Here is a 25,638-nt window from a genome sequence, read left to right as displayed (position 1 = left end):
GTCCACTAGAATGTCCGTTCGTCGACTAGCCGAAGACACCGTCCAGCCAGCGAGCTTTGCCTTCAGCAAGGAGAACGCCGCCTGGGCGAAGGAAACGATCAAGAAATACCCCAAGGGTCGTGAGCAGTCCGCCGTCATCCCGCTTTTGATGCGCGCTCAGGACCAGGACGGCTGGGTAACGAAGGCCGCCATCGAGTCGATCGCCGACATGCTCGGCATGGCCTATATCCGCGCGCTCGAAGTCGCGACCTTCTACACCCAGTTCCAGCTGAAGCCTGTCGGTACGCGTGCGCACGTTCAGGTTTGCGGCACGACGCCGTGCATGCTGCGCGGCGCCGAAGACCTGATCAAGGTCTGCAAGAGCAAGATCGCCCACGATCCCTTCACGCTCAACGAGAGCGGCACGCTCTCCTGGGAAGAAGTCGAATGTCAGGGCGCCTGCGTCAACGCGCCGATGGTCATGATCTTCAAGGATACCTTCGAAGACCTGACGCCCGAGCAACTCGAGCAGATCATCGACCGTTTCGAAGCAGGCAAGGGTGCCGAAGTCACCCCCGGTCCGCAGATCGACCGTATCTATTCCGCACCGGAAGGCGGTCTGACGTCGCTGATGTTGGCTGATCCGGCTCCGGCCAAGGCGGCGACCAGCGCCAAGAAGGTCAGCGACGCGCCGGCCGTTTCCGTGCCGCCGTCCAACGCCGGCCGTGTCAAGACGGCTGCCAGTGAGACCAATGCCTCCCTGAAGACGCCAGCGACGGCAAAGGCGGAAGCCGCCGCCAACGCCAAGGTCGAAGGCGACACCGTCGACAAGTCGAAGCCGGTCAAGGCTGCCGCCGTTTCCGGCAAGCCGTCGCTTGAGGACAAGAACCGTCCGGCCGGCATCGAAAAACCGTCTGCCGTCGACGACCTCAAGCTGATCTCGGGCGTCGGTCCGAAGATCGAGGGCACGCTGAACGAACTGGGCATCTACACCTACGCGCAAGTTGCTTCGTGGAAGAAGGCGGAGCGCGAGTGGGTCGACGGATACCTGAATTTCAAGGGCCGCATCGAACGCGACGACTGGGTCAAGCAGGCCAAGGCGCTCGCCAAGGGCGGCGAAGCCGAATACATCAAGGTCTTCGGCAAGAAGCCGCGGTAAAGAGGTGAATTATGCTCAGAGATGAAGACCGCATCTTTACCAACATCTACGGCCTCAAGGACAAGTCCCTGAAGGGCGCCATGGCGCGCGGCCACTGGGACGGCACCAAGCAGCTGCTCGAAAAGGGCCGCGACTGGATCGTCAACGAAGTGAAGGCTTCCGGCCTTCGCGGTCGTGGCGGCGCCGGCTTCCCGACGGGCCTCAAGTGGTCCTTCATGCCGAAGGAAAGCGACGGCCGTCCGCACTATCTCGTCGTCAACGCCGACGAGTCCGAGCCCGGCACCTGCAAGGACCGTGACATCATGCGTCACGATCCGCACACACTGATCGAAGGCTGCGTCATCGCCAGCTTCGCCATGGGTGCGCATGTCGCCTATATCTATGTGCGCGGTGAGTTCGTCCGCGAGCGCGAGGCGCTGCAGGCGGCGATCGACGAGTGCTACGCCTACGGCCTGCTCGGCAAGAACAACAAGCTCGGCTACGACATCGACATCTATGTGCACCACGGCGCCGGCGCCTATATCTGTGGCGAAGAGACGGCCCTGCTCGAAAGCCTCGAAGGCAAGAAGGGCCAGCCGCGCCTGAAGCCGCCGTTCCCGGCCAACATGGGCCTCTACGGCTGCCCGACCACCGTCAATAACGTCGAGTCGATCGCCGTCACGCCGACCATCCTGCGCCGCGGCGCCGGCTGGTATACGAGCTTCGGCCGTCCGAACAACCACGGTACCAAACTCTATTCGGTTTCCGGCCACGTCAATCGTCCGTGCACGGTCGAAGACGCGATGTCGATCCCGTTCCATGAGCTGATCGAAAAGCATTGTGGTGGCATTCGCGGCGGCTGGGACAACCTGCTCGCGGTCATCCCCGGCGGTTCGTCCGTTCCCTGCGTGCCCGGCGCGCAGATGAAGGACGCGATCATGGATTTCGACGGGCTGCGCGAAGTCGGTTCCAGTCTTGGAACCGCCGCCGTCATCGTCATGGACAGGTCGACAGACATCATCAAGGCGATCTGGCGCCTCTCGGCCTTCTACAAGCACGAGAGCTGCGGTCAGTGCACGCCGTGCCGCGAAGGTACCGGCTGGATGATGCGTGTCATGGAACGCATGGTTCAGGGTCGCGCCCAGAAGCGCGAGATCGACATGCTGTTCGACGTCACCAAGCAGGTGGAAGGCCACACGATCTGCGCGCTTGGCGACGCAGCCGCCTGGCCGATCCAGGGTCTGATCAAGCACTTCCGTCCGGAAATGGAAAAGCGCATCGACGAATACACGCGCAATGCCTCGTCGCACGGCGCGGTTCTGGAAGCGGCGGAGTAACAGGCGATGGCCGGTGCACGCGAGGAGGGACAGATGAAAGGGCAGGCCGAAACAGGCATTCCATTCGCGCGTCCGCTCGGCGGTGATCCGGCCGATCCGTTCGGCATGGCCGAATGGATGAAGGGCCTGCCGCAGGTGTCGCTGCACCCGCTGATGGTTCACCCGGCTGCCGCTGTGGCGGCGGTAACAGCCATCGGTTTCGGTCTGACCAGCCACTTTGCTGGCGCCATGTTCGGCGCGATGCAGGGTGCGGTCGAGGCGGCTCAGAAGCGGGTGGAACCGGCAGAGCAGGACGTTACCGCCGTTGTCGCCGAGACGGCGCTCCCGGCAGAAGCAGAAGCGAAAACGGTCGTGAAGCCCGCCGCTTCGCCAAATCGTATTGCGGCAAAACCGGCCGTTGAGAAGGTCGCGGTCGAGAAGCCGGTCAAGGTTCGCGCGGCGCGCGCCAAGGCGCAAGCTGCTGACGACCTCAAGCGGATTTCCGGTATTGGCCCGAAGCTGGAGCAGGTGCTCAACGCGAAGGGCATTCGCGGTTTTGCCGATATCGCCGGCTGGAGCGAGGCGGACGTTGCCCGCTTTGACGACGAGCTCGGTTTCGGCGGCCGCATCAAGCGGGACGATTGGGTTGGACAGGCCAAGGCGCTGAAGGGCGCGTGAGACAATAGGGGCGGGGACCTGAGACGGTCATCGCCCGCAAGCAGCAAGGCTGTGTTGGAATTGTCCGTCGCCGGAAGGCCGATGGACGGAAGACAGGATTGAGTACGAAGATGGCAAAGCTGAAAGTCGACGGAAAAGAGATCGAGGTACCGGATCATTTCACGCTGCTTCAGGCGTGCGAAGAGGCCGGAGCCGAGGTTCCGCGCTTCTGTTTCCATGAGCGGCTGTCGGTCGCCGGCAACTGCCGCATGTGTCTTATCGAAGTGAAGGGAGGGCCGCCAAAGCCCGCCGCTTCCTGCGCCATGGGCGTGCGCGACCTCCGTCCGGGCCCGAACGGCGAGACGCCGGAAGTCTTCACGACCACGCCGATGGTCAAGAAGGCCCGCGAAGGCGTGATGGAATTCCTGCTGATCAACCACCCGCTCGACTGCCCGATCTGCGACCAGGGCGGCGAATGCGACCTGCAGGACCAGGCGATGGCCTTCGGTATCGACAGCTCGCGTTATCAGGAAAACAAGCGCGCCGTCGAAGACAAGTATATCGGCCCGCTGGTCAAGACCGTGATGAACCGCTGCATTCACTGCACGCGTTGCGTCCGTTTCACGACCGAAGTCGCCGGTATTGCCGAGCTTGGCCTGATTGGCCGCGGCGAAGACGCCGAGATCACCACCTATCTCGAGCAGGCGATGACGTCCGAACTGCAGGGCAACGTCGTTGACCTCTGCCCGGTCGGCGCGCTGACCTCGAAGCCATTTGCCTTCACTGCTCGTCCGTGGGAGCTGAACAAGACCGAATCCATCGACGTGATGGATGCACTCGGTTCTGCGATCCGCGTCGACACCCGCGGTCGCGAAGTCATGCGCATCATGCCGCGCGTCAATGAGGACATCAACGAAGAGTGGATCTCCGACAAGAGCCGCTTCATCTGGGACGGCCTGAAGACGCAGCGTCTCGATCGTCCCTATGTCAAGAAGGACGGCCGACTGCAGCCGGCGACCTGGGGCGAAGCCTTCCAGGCGGTCAAGGCTGCCGTTGCCAAGACCTCCGGCGACAAGATCGGCGCCATCGCCGGCGACCTCGCTTCGGTCGAAGAAATGTACGCGCTGAAGCAGTTGATCGCAGCACTCGGCTCCGAGAGCGTCGATTGCCGCCAGGACGGCGCCGCACTCGACCCGTCGCTTGGCCGCGCCAGCTACCTTTTCAACCCGACCATCGCCGGCATCGAAAGCGCTGATGCGCTGCTGATCATCGGCTCCAACCCGCGCTTCGAGGCTTCGGTCCTCAACGCCCGTATCCGCAAGCGCTACCGCATGGGCAACTTCCCGATCGCCGTGATCGGGGAGCCCGGCGAGCTGCGCTACGAATACGAATATCTCGGCGCCGGCACCGAAACGCTCGCCGAACTCGTCTCCGGCAAGGGCAAGTTTGCCGCGACGCTCAAGAAGGCGCAGCGCCCGATGATTCTCATCGGCCAGGGCGCGATTGCAGGGGAGGGCGGCGCTGCCGTTCTTGCTGCCGCCGCCAAGCTCGCGGGCGCCGTCGGTGCGGTCACTGCCGAGTGGAACGGCTTTGCCGTTCTGCACACGGCTGCTTCCCGCGTCGGTGGTCTCGACCTCGGCTTCGTACCGGGTGCGAACGGCAAGACGGCGGCCGAAATGGTTACCGCTTCCGACGTTCTCTTCCTGCTCGGCGCCGATGAGATCGACCTTGCCGGTCGCAAGTCCGGCTTCACCGTCTATATCGGTTCGCACGGCGACAACGGCGCGCATGCCGCCGACGTCATCCTGCCGGGTGCGACCTACACCGAAAAGTCCGGCACCTGGGTCAACACGGAAGGTCGCGTTCAGGTCGGCAATCGCGCCGGCTTCGCACCGGGCGATGCGCGTGAGGACTGGGCGATCATTCGCGCACTCTCCGACGTTCTCGGCAAGAAGCTGCCCTTTGATTCGCTTGGCGAATTGCGCTCGAAGCTCTATGCGGCTCACCCGCATTTCGCGGATGTCGACGCGATCGCGACCGGCAACGGCGACGAAATTGCCGCACTCGGCCAAAAAGCCGGTGAGATGGGCAAATCCGTGTTTGCGTCTCCGGTCAAAGACTTCTATTTGACGAACCCGATAGCGCGCGCATCCGCCGTCATGGCCGAATGCTCGGCTTTGGCACGCAACAACTTCAAAGCTGCGGCGGAATGAGCGCGAGGGAATAGAGTATCATGGACGCTTTCGTTTCGACCTATGTCTGGCCCACGATCATCATGGTCGCCCAGTCGCTGCTGCTCCTGGTCGCGCTGCTGCTTTTCATCGCCTACATTCTGCTTGCCGACCGTAAGATCTGGGCTGCAGTTCAGCTCCGCCGTGGTCCGAATGTGGTAGGCCCGTGGGGACTTTTCCAGTCCTTCGCCGACCTTTTGAAGTTCGTCTTCAAGGAGCCGGTGATTCCGGCTGGCGCCAACAAGGCGATCTTCCTGCTCGCACCGCTCGTTTCCGTGACGCTGGCGCTTGCCGCCTGGGCGGTGATCCCACTCAACGCCGGCTGGGTCATCGCGAACGTCAACGTCGGCATCCTCTTCGTGTTCGCCATATCTTCTCTTGAAGTTTATGGCATCATCATGGGCGGCTGGGCGTCGAATTCCAAATATCCCTTCCTCGGCGCGCTCCGCTCCGCGGCACAGATGGTCTCCTACGAAGTCTCTATCGGCTTCGTCATCGTTACCGTCCTGCTCTGCGTCGGCTCGCTGAACCTGACGGACATCGTCAACGCTCAGTCCACGGGCATCGGCACGAATCTCGGCCTGCCGGCGTCGTTCCTCGACTGGCATTGGCTGGCGCTGTTCCCGATGTTCATCGTGTTCTTCATTTCGGCACTTGCCGAAACGAACCGCCCGCCCTTCGACCTGCCGGAAGCCGAATCCGAACTCGTCGCCGGCTTCATGGTCGAGTACGGCTCGACCCCGTACATGATGTTCATGCTCGGCGAATATGCCGCCATCTGCCTGATGTGCGCGCTGACGACGATCCTGTTCCTCGGCGGCTGGCTGCCCCCGGTTGACGTCTGGTTCTTGAACTGGGTTCCCGGCATCATCTGGTTCGTTCTGAAGGCGTCCTTCGTGTTCTTCATGTTCGCAATGGTGAAGGCTTTCGTTCCGCGCTACCGCTACGACCAGCTGATGCGTCTCGGCTGGAAGGTCTTCCTGCCGATCTCTCTTGCAATGGTCGTGATCACTGCATTCGTTCTCAAGCTGACGGGAGCCGCATGACGATGGCTCACGTTTGGCAGCATACCGCCGGTCGCTCCCAGGCCGGCAATTCTGGAGGTAAATGATGGCCGGTCTTTCGCAAGCCGTCAGCTCGCTGTTCCTGAAGGAATTCGTCGGCGCGTTCTTTCTGTCGATGCGCTATTTCTTCAAGCCGAAGGCGACGTTGAACTACCCCTTTGAAAAAGGGCCGGTCAGCCCGCGCTTCCGTGGCGAGCATGCGCTGCGCCGCTACCCGAATGGTGAAGAGCGTTGCATCGCCTGCAAGCTCTGCGAGGCGATCTGTCCTGCACAGGCCATCACCATCGAAGCTGGACCGCGCCGCAATGACGGCACCCGCCGCACCGTGCGCTACGACATCGACATGGTGAAGTGCATCTATTGCGGTTTCTGCCAGGAAGCCTGTCCGGTTGATGCCATCGTCGAGGGCCCGAACTTCGAGTTCGCCACCGAGACGCGCGAAGAGCTTTACTACGACAAGGACAAGCTCCTCGCCAATGGCGACCGTTGGGAGCGCGAAATCGCCCGCAACATCGCAATGGACTCGCCCTATCGCTGAGGCCAGAGCGTAGCGCCGCCCCGGGGAGGGCGGTGCATGTGACATAGGTTTGGGCAACGGCCGGACGCGTGTCCGGCTTTGCCTGTGGAGTGGGGCCTGAAGCGCCTCACGCCGTGCAAGACGAAGAAGGCACCGATCATGGGTCTGCAGGTTCTTTTTTTCTATCTCTTTGCCTTCATCGCGGTGGCGTCGGCATTTATGGTCATTGCGGCCAGGAACCCGGTTTATTCGGTTCTGTTCCTGATCCTGACCTTTTTCAACTCGGCAGGCCTGTTCCTGCTGACCGGCGCCGAGTTCCTCGCGATGATCCTGCTGGTCGTCTATGTCGGCGCGGTCGCGGTGCTGTTCCTGTTCGTCGTCATGATGCTCGACATCGACTTCGCGGAATTGCGGGCGGGCGTGCTCGAATACGCGCCGATCGGCGCGCTGATCGGCCTGATCCTGGCTGCCGAGCTTATCATCGTGGTCGGCGGCGCAACGTTCTCGCCTGAGATCGCCAAGGCGATTTCGATGCCGATCCCGGCCGTCACGGAGCGGACGAACACGGCAGCCCTCGGCGACGTGCTCTATACCCACTACGTCTACTTCTTCCAGATCGCTGGCCTTGTGCTGCTCGTCGCCATGATCGGCGCCATCGTGCTGACCCTGCGCCACCGCGAAAACATCAAGCGCCAGAATATCCCGCAGCAGGTTGCCCGTACGCCCGAGACCGCCGTCGAAGTGGTCACGGTCAAGCCGGGCCAGGGCATCTAAGTCGGACGCGAGATCGAGGAACATAAAATGGAAATCGGAATTTCCCACTATCTCACCGTCAGCGCCATCCTGTTCACGCTGGGCGTCTTCGGCATCTTCCTGAACCGGAAGAACGTCATCGTTATCCTGATGTCGGTCGAACTCATTCTTCTCGCGGTCAACATCAACATGGTCGCCTTCTCGGCGTTCCTGAATGACATCACTGGCCAGGTCTTTGCCCTGTTCATCCTGACCGTCGCGGCTGCGGAAGCGGCTATCGGACTTGCAATTCTCGTCGTCTTCTACCGCAACCGCGGCTCGATCGCTGTTGAAGACGTCAACATGATGAAGGGCTGATTGGGCTATGGATACCATCATCAAGGCTATCGTCTTCCTGCCTTTGATCGGCTTTCTGATCGCCGGCCTCTTCGGTACTTCGATCGGCGCCAAGGCATCGGAATATGTGACAAGCGGTCTGATGATCATCGCCGCTGCGCTGTCCTGGTACGTCTTCTTCGACGTCGCCTTGGGCCACCAGGAGATGATCAAGGTTTCGGTGCTGCGCTGGATCCAATCCGGCAGCTTCGATGTCGAATGGGCGTTCCGCGTCGATACGCTGACATCGGTCATGTTCGTCGTCGTCAACACGGTGTCGACGCTCGTGCATGTCTATTCGATCGGATACATGCACCACGATCCGCATCGTCCGCGCTTCTTTGCCTATCTTTCGCTCTTCACCTTCGCGATGCTGATGCTCATCACGTCGGACAATCTGGTGCAGATGTTCTTCGGCTGGGAAGGTGTGGGTCTCGCGTCCTACCTGCTCATCGGCTTCTGGTACAAGAAGCCGTCGGCGAATGCTGCCGCGATGAAGGCCTTCATCGTCAACCGCGTCGGCGACTTCGGCTTCTCGCTCGGCATCTTCCTCGTCTTCGTGCTGTTCGGCTCGGTCAACTTCGAGACGATCTTCGCCGTCGCCCAGACCTATCTGCCGGCCGAAGGCGCTGCAGCAGGGGAGGCGGTTGTCACCCTGTTCGGTATGCACCTCGACAAGGCTGACGCGATCACTGCGGCCTGCTTGCTGCTCTTCATGGGCGCGATGGGTAAGTCGGCGCAGTTCCTGCTGCACACCTGGCTTCCGGACGCGATGGAGGGCCCGACCCCGGTTTCGGCTCTTATCCATGCCGCAACCATGGTTACCGCCGGCGTCTTCCTCGTCGCCCGCATGTCGCCGCTCTTCGAACTGTCGCCGGACGCACTGACCGTCGTGACGATCATCGGTGCCATCACCGCCTTCTTCGCCGCGACCGTTGGTCTCGTCCAGAACGACATCAAGCGCGTGATCGCCTATTCGACCTGCTCGCAGCTCGGCTACATGTTTGTGGCGCTCGGCGTCGGCGCCTATGGCGCAGCGATCTTCCACCTGTTCACGCACGCCTTCTTCAAGGCTCTCCTGTTCTTGGGTGCCGGTTCGGTCATTCACGCCGTCGATGGCGAGCAGGACATGCGCTACATGGGTGGCCTCAGGAAGCACATCCCGGTCACCTACTGGATGATGTTCATCGGTACGATCGCGCTGACCGGTGTCGGTATTCCCGGTACGCTCTTCGGTACGGCTGGCTTCTTCTCGAAGGACGCGATCATCGAGTCGACGTTTGCCGCGCACAGCTCGGTATCCGGTTTCGCCTTCGCCCTGCTGGTGGTCGCCGCGCTCTTCACCAGCTTCTATTCGTGGCGCCTGGCCTTCATGACGTTCCACGGCAAGCCCCGTGCGTCGTCGGATGTCATGCATCACGTGCACGAGTCGCCGCAGGTCATGCTGGTGCCGCTCTACATTCTCGCCGCCGGCGCACTGATCGCAGGTTTCCTCTTCCACGACCACTTCTTCGGCGAAGGCTATGCCGAGTTCTGGAAGGGTGCGCTGTTCACATCGGCTGAAAACGAAGTCCTGCATGAGTACCACCACGTACCGCTGTGGGTTAAGTGGAGCCCGTTCTGCGCCATGGCGCTCGGCCTCTTCACCGCCTGGTACATGTATATCCGCCGGCCGGAACTGCCGAATTATCTGGCAGACCAGCACCGTGGCCTCTACCAGTTCCTGCTCAACAAGTGGTACTTCGACGAGCTCTACGACCTGCTGTTCGTGCGCTCCGCCAAGTGGCTCGGCACCTTCCTCTGGAAGGAAGGCGACGGCCGCGTGATCGATGGCTACGGCCCGAACGGCATTGCTGCACGTGTGCTCAACGTTACTGACCGCGTTGTCCGCCTGCAGACTGGTTACCTCTATCACTACGCGTTCGCGATGCTGATCGGCATTGCCGCGCTCGTTACTTGGATGATGTTCAGGAGTTCCTTCTGATGACCGATTGGCCCGTACTTTCCGCGGTCACCTTCATGCCGCTCGTCGGCGTACTGCTTCTCTTGCTTGTCAGGGAAGACAGCGCCTACGGCCGCCGGAACATCCTGAACGTTTCGCTGCTGACGACGATCTTCACCTTCGCGGTGTCGGTCTACATCTGGTACCAGTTCGATGCATCGAACCCCGGCTTCCAGATGCTCGAAAAGCACGAGTGGCTCGGCACCGGCATTTCCTATCATCTCGGAGTCGATGGCATCTCGGTGCTCTTCGTCGTGCTCTCGGCCTTCCTCATGCCGTTCTGCGTGCTCGCAAGCTGGCTGTCGATCGAGAAGCGTCTCAAGGCATACATGATCGCGTTTCTGGTCTTGGAAACGTTCATGATCGGCGTCTTCGTGTCGCTCGATATCGTGCTGTTCTACGTGTTCTTCGAAGCTGGCCTGATCCCGATGTTCCTCATCATCGGCGTCTGGGGTGGCAAGGACCGCGTCTACGCCAGCTACAAGTTCTTCCTCTACACGCTGCTCGGCTCGGTGCTGATGCTGCTCGCGATCATGGCGATGTACTGGCAGGCCGGTACCACCGACATCACGCAGCTGCTCGCCTACAACTTCCCGCGCCAGATGCAGACCTGGTTGTGGCTGGCCTTCTTCGCCTCCTTCGCGGTGAAGATGCCGATGTGGCCAGTCCATACCTGGCTTCCGGACGCGCACGTTCAGGCGCCGACAGCGGGCTCGGTCATCCTGGCGGGCATTCTCCTGAAGCTCGGCGGCTACGGCTTCCTGCGCTTCTCGCTGCCGATGTTCCCGCTGGCATCCGACTATTTCGCTCCGTTCGTCTTCACGCTGTCGGTCGTCGCTATCATCTACACCTCGCTGGTGGCGATGATGCAGACCGACATCAAGAAGCTGATCGCCTATTCGTCGGTGGCGCATATGGGCTATGTGACGATGGGCATCTTCGCCGCCAATGTTCAGGGCGTTCAGGGCGCGATCTTCCAGATGCTGTCGCACGGCATCGTCTCCGGCGCACTCTTCCTTTGCGTCGGCGTCGTCTATGACCGTTTGCACACCCGCGAGATCGCGGCCTATGGCGGTCTCGTCAACAATATGCCGAAATACGCCGTCGCCTTCATGGTGTTCACCATGGCCAACGTTGGCTTGCCGGGCACGTCTAGCTTCGTCGGTGAAGTGCTGACCTTGGTCGGCGCCTTCCGCGCCAACACCTGGGTGGCGCTCTTCGCCACGTCCGGTGTGATCCTTTCGGCCGCCTATGCGCTCTGGCTCTACCGACGAGTGATCTTCGGTGCGCTGGAGAAGGAAAGCCTGAAGTCTCTGCTCGATCTTTCCGGTCGTGAAAAGGCGATCCTCTATCCGCTGGTGATCCTGACGATCTTTTTCGGCGTCTATCCGGCACCGATCTTCGATGCGACCGCGGCTTCCGTGGATCTGCTCGTCAACAACTACTCCGCAGCCCTGCAGGCAGCGCAAAACGTTGCGCTTTCGGTGCAATGACCACAGGACGTGATTGGACATGACTGCTGAAACCCTCCTTGCAAGCCTGCAACTCTCGATCCCCGAGTTGATCCTCGCGGTCGGCGCGATGGCATTGCTGATGATCGGCGTGTTTGCCGGCGAAAAATCGGCGTCGACGGTCACCGGCCTTGCGGTTGCCGTTCTGATCATCGCCGGTCTCTGGCTCGTGCTAAAGACCGGCGAAGGCTCGGCCTATGGCGGCGCCTTCCTGTCGGATCCCTTCGCCAAGTTCATGAAGGTGCTGGCGTTGATCGGTTCGATCACGGCACTGGTGATGACAGTCGGTCACGCGCGTTCCGCCCAGATTGATCGCTTCGAGTTCCCGGTGCTTCTGGTGCTGGCAACGCTCGGCATGCTGTTGATGATCTCGGCCAACGACCTGATGTCGCTGTACCTGTCGCTGGAACTGCAGTCGCTGGCGCTCTACGTCGTCGCTGCGATCAACCGCGACAGCATCCGCTCGACCGAGGCCGGCCTCAAGTACTTCGTGCTCGGTGCGCTTTCCTCGGGCATGCTGCTCTATGGCATGTCGCTGATCTACGGCTTCACTGGCCACACCGGCTTTACCCAGATCGCCGCTGCACTGACGGCGGAGGGACGTTCGCTCGGCCTGATCTTCGGTCTCGTCTTCGTGCTCGCCGGTCTCGCCTTCAAGATCTCGGCCGTGCCGTTCCACATGTGGACGCCGGATGTTTACGAAGGTGCGCCAACGCCGGTCACCGCCTTCTTCGCGGCAGCGCCGAAGGTTGCGGCCATGGCGATCCTTGTGCGTATCGTCATCAATGCCTTTGAACCCGTTGTTGCCGACTGGCAGCAGATCATCGTCTTCATCTCGATCGCTTCGATGCTGCTCGGCTCCTTCGCGGCGATCGGCCAGAAGAACATCAAGCGTCTGATGGCCTATTCCTCGATCGGCCACATGGGCTATGCGCTTGTCGGCCTTGCCGCCGGCTCGATGGCGGGCGTTCGCGGCGTGCTGCTCTACATGCTCATTTACATGGTCATGACGCTCGGCACCTTCGCCTGCATCCTGGCGATGCGGCGTAAGGAAGGTGAAAACGTTGAAAACGTCGACGATCTCGCTGGTCTCTCGCAGACGAACCCCTTCATGGCGACCGTCCTGACCGTCCTGATGTTCTCGCTCGCCGGCATTCCGCCGATGGCAGGCTTCTTCGGGAAGTACTTCGTGTTCATGGCCGCAATCGAAGCGCAGCTCTATGCACTCGCCATCATCGGCGTCCTCGCATCCGTTGTCGGCGCCTATTACTACCTGCGCGTCATCAAAGTGATGTGGTTCGATGACGCCAAGGGCGAGTTCGCCCGTACGGCTGGCGAACTGAAACTGGTGTTCGGTCTCTCGGGTCTGTTCGTCCTTGGATACGTCCTGATCGGCGGTCCGCTTGGAAGCGCTGCCGAGGCCGCGGCGCGGACCTTCTTTTGATCGCCCTTAAAAGCGGCGGCCGGATATCGCCCGACGATTTCCGGCACGTCGCTCTCGATGCGGTTGGATCAACAAACAGCGAATGCCTGGCGCGTGCGCGCCAGGGCGACCCGGGCAATCTCTGGGTCACCGCTGTCAGGCAGACCGGTGGCCGGGGACGCCGCGGTCGCGCCTGGTTCTCTGAGCCCGGCAATCTCTACGCATCGCTTCTCCTGATTGATCCGGCGCCGATCGAGCATTTGCATTCCCTGCCGCTCGCGGTTGCCGTTGCCGTGCACCGGGCAATCCGCCAGGTGATGCCGCCGGGCGCTGCACCGGTCGAGATCAAATGGCCGAACGATATTCTCATCGACGGCAAAAAGACCTGCGGCATCCTGCTCGAGGGTGAGGCGCTTGCAGATGGGCGCCAGGCACTGGTCATTGGCTGTGGCATCAACATTGCCGTGCAGCCGGATGAAGCCCTCTATCCCGTGACCTCGTTGAGGAAGGAAGGCGCTTCGGTTTCTCCCGACGAACTTTTCGCGCGGCTGTTCATGACGATGGCGGAGACGTTGTCGCTGTGGGAGCGCGGCGCAGGTATTGCAAAGACCATAGAACAGTGGCGATCCGCCGCCCGCGGCATCGGTGAGACGATAACTGTGAACCTGCCGGACCGGTCGCTTTCGGGTCGCTTTGCCGGTATTGATGAGACCGGGCGGTTGATGCTCGATACCGGGTCAGGCACGATGCACGCGATTGCCGCCGGCGACGTATTTTTCGGATAATTCCTAGAACAAGGGCGCATTACAATATGGCGCAAGAAGAAGAACTGGTGTTCTTGCCGCTCGGCGGCGTCGGCGAAATCGGCATGAATCTTGGCCTATACGGCTACGGACGGCCTGGAAGCCGCCAGTGGATCATGGTCGATTGCGGCGTCACCTTTCCGGGGCCGGACCTTCCGGGCGTGGATCTGGTTCTCGCAGATATCAGCTTCCTGGCGGAAGAGCGCCGCAATCTCAAGGGCATCATCATTACCCACGCCCACGAGGACCATTATGGCGGCCTGAACGATCTCTGGCCGGGCCTTAACGTTCCGGTCTATGCCTCGCCGTTCACGGCAGGCATGCTGGAAGCCAAGCGCGATTTCGAGAGAAGCCGCAGTGAGATCCCGGTGACGATCTTCAAACAGGGCGACCGCATCAATGTCGGCCCGTTCGAGATCGAGGCGGTCGGTGTCAACCATTCGATCCCCGAGCCGATGTCGCTGATCATCCGCACCCCGGTCGGCACTGTCGTTCACACCGGCGACTGGAAGATCGACCTGCATCCGTCGCTTGGGCCCCTGACCGACGAGACGCGATTCCGCCAGATTGGTGACGAAGGCGTGCTGGCGCTCATCTGCGATTCCACCAATGCGATGCGTGATGGTGTTTCGCCGTCGGAACAGGAAGTCTCCGAGAGCCTGACGAAGATCATCGCCAACGCCGAGGGCCGGGTCGCAATTACGACTTTCTCCTCGAATGTCGGGCGCATCCGCTCGATCGCCGAGGCGGCGGAAGAGGCGGGCAGGGATGTGCTGCTGCTCGGCAGTTCGATGAAGCGGGTCGTCGCCGTGGCCGCGGATCTCGGCCTGATGGAAGGGATCAAGCCTTTCCTTGCCGAAGACGAGTTCGGCTACGTGCCGCGCGACAAGGTCGTGGTCATCCTGACCGGTAGCCAGGGTGAGCCTCGGGCAGCACTCGCCAAGATTGCCCGCGACGAGATGCGCAACGTGGCTTTTTCCGCCGGCGATACAGTCGTGTTCTCCTCGCGCACCATCCCCGGCAACGAGAAGGCGATCAACGACATCAAGAATGGCCTGGTCGAGCAAGGCATACACATCATCACCGACAGTGAAGCGCTGGTGCATGTGTCCGGTCACCCGCGCCGCACCGAGCTGCAGCAGATGTATCAATGGCTGCGCCCGCAGATTCTCGTTCCGGTTCATGGCGAAGCCGCGCATCTGACGGCCCATGCCGAACTTGGTCAGCAGTCGGGCATCGCCAGCGTTCCGCGCCTTCGGAACGGTGAAATGCTGCGTCTTGCACCAGGTCCGGCCGAGGTCATCGACGAAGCGCCGCATGGCCGCATCTACAAGGACGGCAACCTCATCGGCGATTTCGAAGAGATGGGCATCGGCGAACGCCGCAAGCTCTCCTTCGCAGGGCACGTCGCCGTCAACGTCGTACTCGACGGCCGCTACGATTTCCTTGGCGACCCGGACATCGTTGCGATCGGTCTGCCGGAATTCGATGACGAGGGCGAAGACATGGAGGATACACTCTATGACGCGATCCTCGGTGCGGTCGAGAGCATTCCGCGGGCAAAGCGCAAGGATCTGGCCATGCTGCAGGAGGCGGTTCGCCGCGCCGTTCGCAGCACGGCCAACCAGACGTGGGGCAAGAAGCCGATTGTAACGGTGTTCGTCACCAAAGTCTGATTGGCGGTCGTCCCGCGGCAGTGTAAGCGGGGCCGGTACAGGACGCGGGAGGATCGCAATGCTCGGAAAAGTGAACCATATCGCCATCGCCGTGCCGGATCTTGCCGCCGCCGCCGAAAGCTACCGCTCGACGCTTGGTGCATCCGTCACCGAGCCGCAGACGTTGCCGGAACACGGCGTAACCGTGGTGTTCGTCACGCTGGCGAACACCAAGGTCGAGCTATTGGAGCCGATCGGCGAGACCTCGCCGATCGCCGCTTTCCTGGCGAAGAACCCTTCGGGCGGAATGCATCACATCTGCTACGAGGTGGACAATATCCTCGCCGCACGCGACGCGCTGCGTGCGGCCGGAGCTCGCGTTCTGGGGGACGGCGAGCCGAAAATCGGTGCGCATGGCAAGCCGGTGCTTTTCCTGCACCCCAAGGATTTCCAGGGTACGCTGATCGAACTCGAAGAGGTGTGACAGTTGACCGCGCGATGCGCGTTTGTCTGATCGGGCCGGCGGCGCTATAAGGCGGACAGAATGTCGCGGATGTCGCGGCGAAACGGCCTGCGGTCGTTGCGTCGATCGCCTTCACCGGGAGCCGGAAATGCCACTGTTTTCAACTTTTGCTATTTACTTCATCATCTGGTGGATCACGCTATTTGCCGTGCTTCCCTTGGGAGTGCGCACGCAAGCGGAGGAAAACAGCGTCGTCCCGGGAAGCGTCGAAAGCGCGCCGGCCAAGTTCAATGCGAAACGGGTCGTGCTTTTGACCACGGCGATCGCGGCTGTCATCCAGCTCGCCTGGTACATCGTCTCCGTCAAACTTGGCTACGGGATCGATTCCATTCCGCGGTTTTACCCGAAATTCTATTGAGAATATCGGCAAGGCGGATGGGCTGAGCCGAACCGCAAGGCTGCCGGGTGCTTGATTTCTGCGTCATGATGACGCCGCGCGCGATGCTGTGGGTGGAACCAGCGCAATTGCAGGGTTGACCGCCGCCGAATTGACATAGTTCAATTTTTACATCTGCTTCGTGCTCGCGACGGGGCGAGAAAAGCAAAAAAAAACAAGGCTAAAAGCCTTGTTTTTCAAGTTTCGCGTGATCCTAATCCGTTTCCGGCGGCAGCGACGAAGCGCGCCTAAGATCTTATCCTCCCAAGACTTGACCGCGAAAGTCGGCAAGAATTTAGTCTTCATGCCTGTTTTGTGAGCCGAAATTAGCCCAAACATTAAGCTGTGTCATCCTGTTTTTTTGCATTTTTGCGACAGTTGGGTAAAATATTCCCGTTGACAACTCCTGTCGCAGTCTTGTTACTAGCGTGCTCTTTTGACGCAGGCTTTTCCGGTCTTTCCCCTCAAAATCAGTGGCTCCGATCTTTCCGGCGATGGCCTGAGAGTAGGGTTTTCTTCCGCCTGCGAAGCAGCTATGAACGCAGGGCTCATAAAGGTTCACGTTGGCTTTGCCGGCGATGGATAATGGAGAGCTCGACCCCGAGAAGCAACGGTCGCCCTTGCCAGTCTACCGGCGAAGAAGGCACCCGAGCTCAACGTCATTTCGCCCGAATCCGCCGATAGTGCGACGTTCATCAAGTTCTGGAACCCGTCATGCGCCTGTCCCGCTTTTTCATGCCCATCCTGAAGGAAAATCCTAAGGAAGCGGAAATCGTTTCCCACCGCCTCATGCTCCGTACCGGCATGATCCGGCAGCAGTCCTCGGGCATCTATACCTGGCTGCCACTGGGCAAGCGGGTTCTCGACAAGGTCAATGCGATCATCCGCGAAGAGCAGAACCGCTCAGGCGCAATCGAACTCTTGATGCCGACGCTGCAGTCCGCAGAGCTCTGGCAGGAAAGTGGCCGCTACGACGCCTATGGCAAGGAGATGCTGCGCGTCAAGGATCGCCAGGACCGGCCGATGCTTTACGGCCCGACGAACGAGGAAATGATCACCGACGTCTTCCGGTCCTACGTGAAGTCCTATCGTGACCTGCCGCTCAATCTCTACCATATCCAGCTGAAGTTCCGCGACGAGATCCGTCCGCGTTTCGGCACCATGCGTTCGCGCGAGTTCCTGATGAAGGACGCCTATTCCTTCGATCTCGATCGCGAAGGGGCAGAACACGCATATAACCGCATGTTCGCGGCTTACCTGCGCACGTTTGCGCGCATGGGTCTTCGCGCCATTCCGATGCGTGCCGACACCGGCCCGATCGGCGGCAACCTCAGCCACGAATTCATCATCCTCGCCGACACCGGCGAATCCGAGGTCTACTGCCACAAGGACTTCCTCGGCTTCGATATTCCGGGCGAAGAAACCAACTTCGAGGACGTCGCCGGCCTGAAGGCGATCTTCGACAAGTGGACCTCGCGTTACGCCGCGACATCGGAAATGCACGACGAGGCCGCCTTCAATGCGGTTGCCGAAGGCGACCGCCTGTCGGCCCGCGGCATTGAGGTCGGCCACATCTTCTACTTTGGCACCAAGTATTCCGAAGCCATGGGCGCCAAGGTTCTCGGCCCCGACGGCAAGGAACATGCCGTGCACATGGGCTCCTACGGCATCGGCCCGACCCGCCTCGTGCCGGCGATCATCGAAGCGTCGCATGACGACAACGGCATCATCTGGCCGAAGTCGATCTCGCCGTTCGATGGCGTCATCATCAACATGAAAGCGGGCGATGCCGCTTGCGACGGCGCCTGCGAGACGCTCTACTCCGAACTCGGCAAGGCGGGATTCGACGCACTGCTCGACGACACGGACGACCGCGCCGGTGCAAAGTTCGCGACTGCGGACCTGATCGGGGTTCCGGTCCAAATCATCGTCGGCCCGCGTTCGATCGCCAACGGTGAAGTCGAGGTCAAGGATCGCAAGACCGGCGAGCGCGAGACCATGACCGTCGAAGCTGCGATCAACAAGCTGATCGCAACGAAGTGAAGAGGCGAGGGAAGGCAGGATGACCGCCGTGACTGAAGATCAGGTGCAGGCCGCAACGCAGCCTGAAAAGTCCTCCAGCCGTCCCTTTTCCGCCTTTGAGCGCATGGTGGCGTGGCGCTACCTGCGTTCCAGGCGCAAGGAAGCCTTCATTTCGGTTATCGCCGGCTTCTCCTTCATCGGCATCATGCTCGGCGTCGCGACGCTGATCATCGTCATGGCCGTGATGAACGGGTTCCGCACCGAGCTGATCTCGCGCATTCTCGGCATCAACGGTCACATGATCGTCCAGCCGATTGACGGGCCGCTCAACAACTATGCGGAACTGGCGACCAAGTTCTCGGGCGTCAAGGGCGTCACCATGGCGATCCCGTTGGTCGAGGGCCAGGTTCTGGCTCAGGGCATCGGCGATAGTTCCACTGGTGCGCTGGTGCGCGGCATCCGCGCCGACGATCTCGGCAAGATGAAGTCGGTTTCCGACCATATCCAGTCCGGCGACATGGTCGGTTTTGCCTCCGGCTCCGGTGTCGCGATCGGTTCGCGCATGGCCGAGCAACTCGGCATCCGCGTCGGCGGAACGATCACGCTGACCTCGCCCAATGGCGACGTGACGCCGCTTGGCATGAATCCGCGCGTCAAGGCTTACACCGTCTCGGCGATCTACGAGATCGGCATGTCGGAATACGACTCGACGATCATCTTCATGCCGCTCGAAGAGGCGCAGCTTTTCTTCAACGCGGAGGGGCTTGCGCAGTCGATCGAGATCTTCGTCGAGCATCCTGATGTCGTCGACGAACTGCGCCAACCGATCGAGGATGCCGCGGGACGACAGATCTTCATTACCGACTGGCGCGACCGCAACAAGACCTTCTTCTCGGCGCTCGAAGTCGAGCGCAACGTCATGTTCATGATCCTGACGCTGATCGTGCTGGTCGCCGCGCTGAACATCATTTCCGGCCTGATCATGCTGGTGAAGGACAAGGGCAGCGACATCGCGATCCTCAGAACGATGGGCGCGACCTCCGGCTCGGTGATGCGCATCTTCTTCATGACGGGCGCCGCGATCGGCGCGGCGGGAACGGTCGCCGGCGTGGCGCTCGGCGTCGTCGTCTGCCTCAACATCGAATCCATTCGGCAGTTCTTCTCCTGGATCTCTGGAACCACACTTTTCAGCCCAGAGCTCTATTTCCTGAGCCAGCTTCCGGCCGACATGAATGCCGATGAGACCGCGCTCGTCATCGTCATGGCACTCACCCTTTCCTTCCTCGCCACAATCTTCCCGGCCTGGCGTGCTTCGCGCCTCGATCCGGTGCAGGCCCTGCGTTACGAATGACAAGGACATCAACTGAATGAATGCGCGCGTGGCACTGCAGCTTTCCGGCGTCGAGCGACACTACGGGGAAGGCGAAACGTTCCTGTCCATCCTCAAGGGTGCGGATTTTACCCTGAGAAGTGGCGAGACGGTTGCGCTGGTCGCGCCGTCGGGCACCGGCAAGTCGACGCTCCTGCATGTCGCCGGACTGCTGGAGCGCCCGGATGGCGGCGAAGTGCTGGTCAACGGCGTCTCCTGTGGTGGCCTCAACGACGATCGGCGCACGGCGATCCGCCGCAACGAGATCGGCTTCGTCTACCAGTTTCACCATCTGCTTCCCGAGTTCTCGGCACTTGAGAACATCATGATGCCACAACTGATCGCCGGCTTGCCCAAGGCTGAGGCCGCCGATCGGGCAAGGGCGCTGCTCGACTACATGCGCATCGGTCACCGTGCCGATCATCGCCCGACGGAGCTCTCCGGCGGCGAGCAGCAGCGCGTCGCAATCGCGCGCGCCGTCGCCAACGCGCCGCTCGTGCTTCTTGCGGACGAGCCGACAGGCAATCTCGATCCGGAAACCGCCGGCTATGTCTTTGAAGCGCTGGAGGCGCTCGCGCGCCAGTCGGGCCTCGCAGCCCTGATCGCCACGCACAATCATGAACTCGCCGGGCTGATGGATCGGCGCGTGACGATCGAGGACGGCAAGGTCGTCGAGATGAACTGATGGCGCCGGCCGCGCGGGCGCGTTGATCGCCCAGCGCCGTTGCCTCCAACTGTCTTTGGCCAGCGCGGAAGAAACGTCTCACAGTTCAGTCCCAGACCGCCCTGGGCGCGGCGTGCGCGTCTTCTGGCGTCGCTCCTAACGCCGGATCAGGCCGCCGCGGTAGTCGAGTTCGTAAGCTTCCTCGCCATCGACGAAGATGACCTCATGACCGGAAAAATGTTCGGTGTCGCCGCGGCTGCTATCGATGTAGTAGCCATGCGCATGCCGAAACTCCATGCCGCCGAGGAAGTGCCGCTTCTCACGATACATCGCCTGTAGGGCAGCCTTGATTACCAGGCCTGCCTTCTCTCCAGTTATGAGCTCGGGGCGCATAATCCGGCCGAAGTAGTTCATCGCCCAGCGCGGTTCGCCATCCTGCCAGACTGTTTCCTGTCCTGCAAAATCGGTTCCGCCGAAATAGCTGTCGAGATAGCGCCAACTGCCCGTTTCGTAGCCGATGTCATGGGAGCCTTGGCGAGAGGAAGGCCGCGGCTCGCCGCCGCCGACATAGGTTTTCGATTTGGCTTCGACGATAAAGTCCTTCAGTTGTTCGAGCGCGGCCATGTGGGTTCCTCATATGTTCTGGCCGAGGATGCCGTGGTCCGTGTTGGCTGTAAAGAACAAATAGAGAACAATCACCTGATTACTGAACGCCGCAAGCCTTCTGGCCGCGATCGTCGTTCCAGTCCTTGAGCAGGACGAGTTCGCCCTTGGTGGCTATGGCCTTGTCGTTGGATTTGCCCTTGCCTGTCAGAACGTTGAGGTCGCACTTCAACGTGTTGTCTAGATCGAGTGTATCGTAGGATGAGTAGGTATAGCCGGCGACCACGAACTCGAAATTGCGGTAGGCGACCGTCAGTTTCTGTTCCCAGCGGTCACGTCCGATGGAATCGTTGTGGCTGGAGATGAGCAAAGAACCGCTCGGCAGCGCCTCGACCCACGGCGCCTGTCCGGCAAAGTCAAAGTCGCCCCAAATCTTGTTCGGGATCGCCGCCTTCAGCTCAAGAGCGCCATTCTCACCGGTCAGATAGAGATAGACACCGTTGTCATCGTCGCTTCCATCTGCGGGGCGCACGATCAGGGCGAGGTCCGCGTCACCGTCCTTGTTCCAGTCGCCGGTCGCCGCGGAGACGATGCGGGCAGGGTCGATCGTTTCGGCCGCGGAGGCGACGGCCGGAACCAGAAACAGCAATGGCAGAATCAGGCGTGCATGCATGTCGGAACGCTCCGCTTGGTTGTTCCTCTTGATATGCGGGCGCGGCGCTTTCCTCAAGCGGCTTCCTGGCAGTTAACCTGCATTCGACTGCCGTGTTAACCATCGTCAACAGAACGTCTGTGCTCGGCTTGACGCGTGAACAAAAATAGAACAAAGTAAAAACATAACGGAAAAGGAGCCATGTTATGACTGATTTTGTTCGTGACCTCGCCGCCTTCGCTTCGATGAGCCTGTTCATCGCAAGCATCTCTTTCATCGCGCTCGGCCTCTGAGGAGCGTCGATATTTCCTCTCAAGCACCTCCCGAAATGCGCCCCCTGGATTGAATAAGGGGGACGACGTGTCAGGTGAAACTGGACATGTCGGGTGATAAACGGGATATCCTGCCGACCAGACAGGAATCAGGGTGCGAATAATGGCAGACGACGGCAAAGCAGCATCGAGCGAGGCGCTTGGTTCGGACCCGCAGTTTGTGCATCTGCGCGTCCACTCGGCCTTCTCCCTGCTCGAAGGTGCGCTGCCGCTGAAGAAGGTCATCGGCAAGGCGGTTGCCGATAATCAGCCGGCGATCGGGATCGCCGACACCAACAATCTCTTTGCCGCGCTCGAGTTTTCGCAGAAAGCAGCCGACGACGGACTGCAACCGATTACCGGCTGCCAGCTTTCCATCGACATGGAAGACGAGGCGGATGGCGAACGGCGCGGCCACGCGCAACATCTCGCGAAGCTGCCCGCGATCGTCCTGATCGCCGCGACCGATGATGGTTACACCCGGCTCGTGGATCTGGTGAGCCGTGCCTATCTCAGCGGCGAGGGCAGCCAGGCGACTCGGATCACGCGCTCCTGGCTTGCCGAAAACGGTACGGACGGATTGATCGCGCTGACCGGTGCGTCGGGCGGCCCGGTGGACCTGGCCCTGAAGGCGGGCTCGACGGCACTGGCCGAAGCGCGTCTCGAGGCGCTGCATGATCTCTTCGGCGACCGGCTCTATATCGAGCTGCAGCGGCACGGCGGATTTGACCGCCGCCATGAGAGCCGGATTATCGACCTTGCATACAAGTTCGACATTCCGCTGGTTGCCACCAACGAAGCCTTCTTTCCGTCACCGTCCGACTATGACGCCCATGACGCCCTGATGGCGGTCGCGCACAACGCGATGGTTTCGGACGACAGCCGCTTCCGCCTGACGCCGGACCACTACCTCAAGAGCCGCAAGGAGATGGCTGCGCTTTTTGCCGATCTGCCGGAGGCGCTGGAAAACACTGTCGAGATCGCACGGCGCTGCTCTTTCATGCTGAAGACCCGCGGACCGATCCTGCCGCGCTTTACCGGCGCCACCGCAGATCCGGAAGAGGCGGAGCGCGCCGAGGCGGACGAACTGCGCCGCCAGGCGGAGGAGGGGCTCGAAGAGCGTCTCGCCAGGCTCGGCATGGCGCCCGGCTATAGCGAAGAGGAGTATCGCGAGCGCCTGGCCTTCGAACTCGGCGTTATCGAGCGCATGAAGTTCCCCGGCTACTTCCTGATCGTTGCCGACTTCATCAAATGGGCGAAGCAGCACGATATTCCCGTTGGGCCGGGCCGTGGTTCGGGTGCAGGGTCGCTCGTTGCCTATGCGCTGACGATCACCGACGTCGATCCGATGCGCTTCTCGCTGCTGTTCGAGCGCTTCCTCAATCCCGAGCGCGTCTCGATGCCCGACTTCGACATCGACTTCTGCCAGGACCGGCGCGAAGAGGTGATCCGCTACGTGCAGCGCAAGTATGGTCGCGAGCAGGTGGCGCAGATCATCACCTTCGGTTCGCTGCAGGCGCGTGCCGCACTGCGCGACGTCGGCCGCGTGCTCGAAATGCCCTATGGCCAGGTCGACAAGATCTGCAAGCTGGTGCCGAACAACCCGGCCAATCCGACGCCGCTCTCCAAGGCGATCGAGGAAGAGCCACGCCTGCAGGAGGAAGCCGAGAAGGAGCCAGTCGTCGCGCGGCTTCTCGACATCGCCCAGAAGATCGAAGGCCTCTATCGCCACGCCTCGACCCACGCCGCCGGTATCGTGATCGGCGACCGTCCGCTGTCTCAGCTCGTGCCGATGTATCGCGATCCGCGCTCCGACATGCCGGTCACCCAGTTCAACATGAAATGGGTGGAGCAGGCGGGCCTCGTCAAGTTCGACTTCCTCGGCCTGAAGACCCTGACCGTATTGAAGGTCGCGGTCGATTTCGTGAAGCAGCGCGGCATCGAGGTTGATCTGGCGAGCATCCCGCTCGACGACCCGAAGACCTATGAGATGCTGTCGCGCGGCGAAACGGTTGGCGTGTTCCAGGTGGAAAGCGCCGGCATGCGCAAGGCGCTGATCGGCATGCGGCCCGACTGCATCGAGGATATCATCGCGCTGGTGGCGCTCTATCGCCCGGGCCCGATGGAGAACATCCCGGTCTACAATGCTCGCAAACATGGCGAGGAAGAGGTCGAATCGATCCATCCGAAGATCGACCATCTGCTCAAGGAAACGCAGGGCGTTATCGTCTACCAGGAGCAGGTGATGCAGATCGCCCAGGTGCTCTCGGGCTACTCGCTCGGCGAGGCCGATCTTCTGCGGCGCGCCATGGGTAAGAAGATCAAGGAGGAGATGGACAAGCAGCGCGCCCGCTTCGTCGACGGCGCGGTGAAGAACGAGGTGTCGAAGCCGCAGGCGGACCTGATCTTCGACCTGCTCGCCAAGTTCGCCAACTACGGCTTCAACAAGTCGCACGCAGCGGCCTACGCCATCGTCTCCTACCAGACCGCCTATATGAAGGCGCACTATCCGGTGGAGTTCCTGGCGGCGTCGATGACGCTCGACATGTCCAACACGGAAAAGGTCAACGACTTCCGTCAGGACGCAAAGCGCCTGGGCATCGAGGTGATTGCACCGTCGGTGCAGTCCTCATTCCGACATTTCCAGACGGGCGAAAACCGCATCTATTATTCGCTTGCCGCAATCAAGGGCGTGGGCGAATCCGCGGTTGAGCATATCGTCGAAGTGCGCGGCGACCGGACCTTCGCGAGCCTTGAGGATTTCTGCCTCAGGATCGACCCCAAGCTTCTCAACCGTCGCGTCTTCGAAAGCCTGATCGCTGCCGGCGCGTTCGAATGCTTCGGCTATGACCGTGCGGAACTGGTCGGCGGGCTCGACCGCATCCTCGGCTTCGCCCAGCGTGCGCAGGAGAACAAGACGAGCGGCCAGAGCGACATGTTCGGGGCAGGGGCGGCAACCGGGCCGGAGCGTATTGCGCTCCCGACCTACACGCCTTGGCTCGCTTCGGAAAAGCTGCACCGCGAATTCCAGGTGCTGGGTTTCTACCTTTCCGCCCATCCGCTCGACACCTACAATGCGCTGCTCGCCAAGATGCGCGTGCAGACCTTCGGCGATTTCGCCGGCGCGGTGAAGAAGGGGGCAACCGCCGGCCGGCTTGCCGGCACAGTGACCTCGAAGCAGGAGCGCAAGACGCGCACCGGCAACAAGATGGGAATCGTCGCCTTCTCGGACTCTTCGGGCCAATTCGAGGCCGTGCTGTTCTCCGAAATGCTGCACCAGTATCGCGACCTCTTGGAGCCGGGCAAATCCCTGGTCATGACCGTTGCCGCCGAGGAGCGGCCGGAAGGCATCGGGCTGCGCATCCAGACCCTGCGCTCGCTCGAGGAAGAATCGCTGCAACTGCAGAAGGCGCTGCGCGTCTATGTGCGCGATTCCGGCCCGCTGAAATCGATCGCCTCGCACCTCAACACCAGGGGCGACGGTCTCGTCTCCTTCGTCGTCATCAAGGACAACGGTCAGCGCGAGATCGAGGTGGAACTGAGCGAAAAGTTCCGGATCTCGCCGGAGATCGCTGCGGCGCTGCGCTCCGCGCCGGGCGTGGTCGACGTCGAGTTGGTTTGATCGGCGGACTTCTCCGTTTCGTTCGAAGCGAAGAAATCACACCGATCACCTTGAGGGTGGGCAGCTGGGACA

General features: G+C 61.3%; 21 protein-coding genes. 19 read left to right on the top strand and 2 right to left on the bottom strand.

The window, feature by feature from the left end:
- Positions 1-10 precede the first annotated feature (10 nt).
- The 18 genes from ASE60_RS20120 (at position 11) to ASE60_RS20030 (ending at position 20,399) form a co-directional block, all read left to right on the top strand.
- Positions 11-1,138 carry an NADH-quinone oxidoreductase subunit E gene (locus tag ASE60_RS20120; RefSeq protein WP_057252327.1) on the top strand — a complete coding sequence of 376 codons (1,128 nt, stop codon included), beginning with the start codon at positions 11-13 and terminating at the stop codon, positions 1,136-1,138.
- Positions 1,139-1,149: 11 nt separating this feature from the next.
- A complete protein-coding gene (nuoF, locus tag ASE60_RS20115; RefSeq protein WP_057252325.1) occupies positions 1,150-2,454 on the top strand; it encodes an NADH-quinone oxidoreductase subunit NuoF in 1,305 nt (434 codons plus the stop codon).
- Between the two features lie 6 nt (positions 2,455-2,460).
- Entirely contained in the window at positions 2,461-3,111 is a 651-nt protein-coding gene (locus tag ASE60_RS20110; protein WP_057252320.1) for an NADH:ubiquinone oxidoreductase, read from the top strand.
- A 110-nt stretch (positions 3,112-3,221) separates the two neighbouring features.
- On the top strand, positions 3,222-5,303 hold the full coding sequence (gene nuoG, locus ASE60_RS20105; protein ID WP_057252318.1) for an NADH-quinone oxidoreductase subunit NuoG: 2,082 nt from the start codon (positions 3,222-3,224) through the stop codon (positions 5,301-5,303).
- A 20-nt stretch (positions 5,304-5,323) separates the two neighbouring features.
- The gene (gene nuoH / locus ASE60_RS20100; protein WP_057252316.1) at positions 5,324-6,367 is read left to right on the top strand and encodes an NADH-quinone oxidoreductase subunit NuoH; all 1,044 of its coding nucleotides are present in this window, start codon (positions 5,324-5,326) and stop codon (positions 6,365-6,367) included.
- 64 nt (positions 6,368-6,431) lie between these two features.
- Complete coding sequence (gene nuoI, locus ASE60_RS20095; RefSeq protein WP_025426590.1) at positions 6,432-6,923, top strand: NADH-quinone oxidoreductase subunit NuoI; 492 nt, start codon at positions 6,432-6,434, stop codon at positions 6,921-6,923.
- A 138-nt stretch (positions 6,924-7,061) separates the two neighbouring features.
- On the top strand, positions 7,062-7,676 hold the full coding sequence (locus ASE60_RS20090) for an NADH-quinone oxidoreductase subunit J (RefSeq protein ID WP_057252871.1): 615 nt from the start codon (positions 7,062-7,064) through the stop codon (positions 7,674-7,676).
- Positions 7,677-7,703: 27 nt separating this feature from the next.
- A complete protein-coding gene (gene nuoK / locus ASE60_RS20085) occupies positions 7,704-8,012 on the top strand; it encodes an NADH-quinone oxidoreductase subunit NuoK (protein ID WP_034803568.1) in 309 nt (102 codons plus the stop codon).
- Between the two features lie 7 nt (positions 8,013-8,019).
- Positions 8,020-10,014, top strand: a complete 1,995-nt coding sequence (gene nuoL, locus ASE60_RS20080; protein ID WP_057252315.1) for an NADH-quinone oxidoreductase subunit L — start codon at positions 8,020-8,022, stop codon at positions 10,012-10,014.
- Complete coding sequence (locus ASE60_RS20075; RefSeq protein ID WP_057252314.1) at positions 10,014-11,525, top strand: NADH-quinone oxidoreductase subunit M; 1,512 nt, start codon at positions 10,014-10,016, stop codon at positions 11,523-11,525. The genes nuoL and ASE60_RS20075 overlap by 1 nt, the downstream gene beginning before the upstream one ends.
- 19 nt (positions 11,526-11,544) lie before the next feature.
- On the top strand, positions 11,545-12,987 hold the full coding sequence (nuoN, locus tag ASE60_RS20070; RefSeq protein ID WP_057252312.1) for an NADH-quinone oxidoreductase subunit NuoN: 1,443 nt from the start codon (positions 11,545-11,547) through the stop codon (positions 12,985-12,987).
- Positions 12,984-13,751, top strand: coding sequence for a biotin--[acetyl-CoA-carboxylase] ligase (locus tag ASE60_RS20065; RefSeq protein WP_156414688.1), 768 nt, complete (start codon positions 12,984-12,986; stop codon positions 13,749-13,751). The genes nuoN and ASE60_RS20065 overlap by 4 nt, the downstream gene beginning before the upstream one ends.
- A gap of 26 nt (positions 13,752-13,777) precedes the next feature.
- A complete protein-coding gene (locus ASE60_RS20060; RefSeq protein WP_057252310.1) occupies positions 13,778-15,445 on the top strand; it encodes a ribonuclease J in 1,668 nt (555 codons plus the stop codon).
- A gap of 58 nt (positions 15,446-15,503) precedes the next feature.
- Positions 15,504-15,908: a methylmalonyl-CoA epimerase gene (gene mce, locus ASE60_RS20055; protein WP_057252308.1), complete on the top strand. Its 405-nt coding sequence runs from the start codon at positions 15,504-15,506 to the stop codon at positions 15,906-15,908.
- A gap of 127 nt (positions 15,909-16,035) precedes the next feature.
- A complete protein-coding gene (locus ASE60_RS20050) occupies positions 16,036-16,305 on the top strand; it encodes a DUF1467 family protein (protein ID WP_057252306.1) in 270 nt (89 codons plus the stop codon).
- 732 nt (positions 16,306-17,037) lie between these two features.
- Positions 17,038-18,366, top strand: a complete 1,329-nt coding sequence (gene proS, locus ASE60_RS20040) for a proline--tRNA ligase (protein WP_057252303.1) — start codon at positions 17,038-17,040, stop codon at positions 18,364-18,366.
- A 19-nt stretch (positions 18,367-18,385) separates the two neighbouring features.
- Complete coding sequence (locus tag ASE60_RS20035) at positions 18,386-19,696, top strand: lipoprotein-releasing ABC transporter permease subunit (protein ID WP_057252301.1); 1,311 nt, start codon at positions 18,386-18,388, stop codon at positions 19,694-19,696.
- Positions 19,697-19,712: 16 nt separating this feature from the next.
- On the top strand, positions 19,713-20,399 hold the full coding sequence (locus ASE60_RS20030) for an ABC transporter ATP-binding protein (protein WP_057252300.1): 687 nt from the start codon (positions 19,713-19,715) through the stop codon (positions 20,397-20,399).
- 135 nt (positions 20,400-20,534) lie between these two features.
- On the opposite strand, the gene ASE60_RS20025 is transcribed toward ASE60_RS20030, so the two are convergent.
- Positions 20,535-21,002: a DUF5680 domain-containing protein gene (locus tag ASE60_RS20025; RefSeq protein ID WP_057252298.1), complete on the bottom strand. Its 468-nt coding sequence runs from the start codon at positions 21,000-21,002 to the stop codon at positions 20,535-20,537.
- A 79-nt stretch (positions 21,003-21,081) separates the two neighbouring features.
- Positions 21,082-21,654, bottom strand: a complete 573-nt coding sequence (locus ASE60_RS20020) for an FG-GAP repeat protein (protein WP_057252297.1) — start codon at positions 21,652-21,654, stop codon at positions 21,082-21,084.
- Between the two features lie 414 nt (positions 21,655-22,068).
- Here ASE60_RS20020 and dnaE point away from each other — a divergent pair, with 414 nt between their 5' ends.
- On the top strand, positions 22,069-25,566 hold the full coding sequence (gene dnaE / locus ASE60_RS20015; RefSeq protein WP_057252296.1) for a DNA polymerase III subunit alpha: 3,498 nt from the start codon (positions 22,069-22,071) through the stop codon (positions 25,564-25,566).
- Positions 25,567-25,638: the final 72 nt, after the last annotated feature.

It is taken from the genome of Ensifer sp. Root278 (assembly GCF_001429285.1).
Taxonomy (GTDB): domain Bacteria; phylum Pseudomonadota; class Alphaproteobacteria; order Rhizobiales; family Rhizobiaceae; genus Ensifer.
Note: the sequence above shows the minus strand (reverse complement) of the source record. Positions and strands in the feature narration are given on the sequence as shown.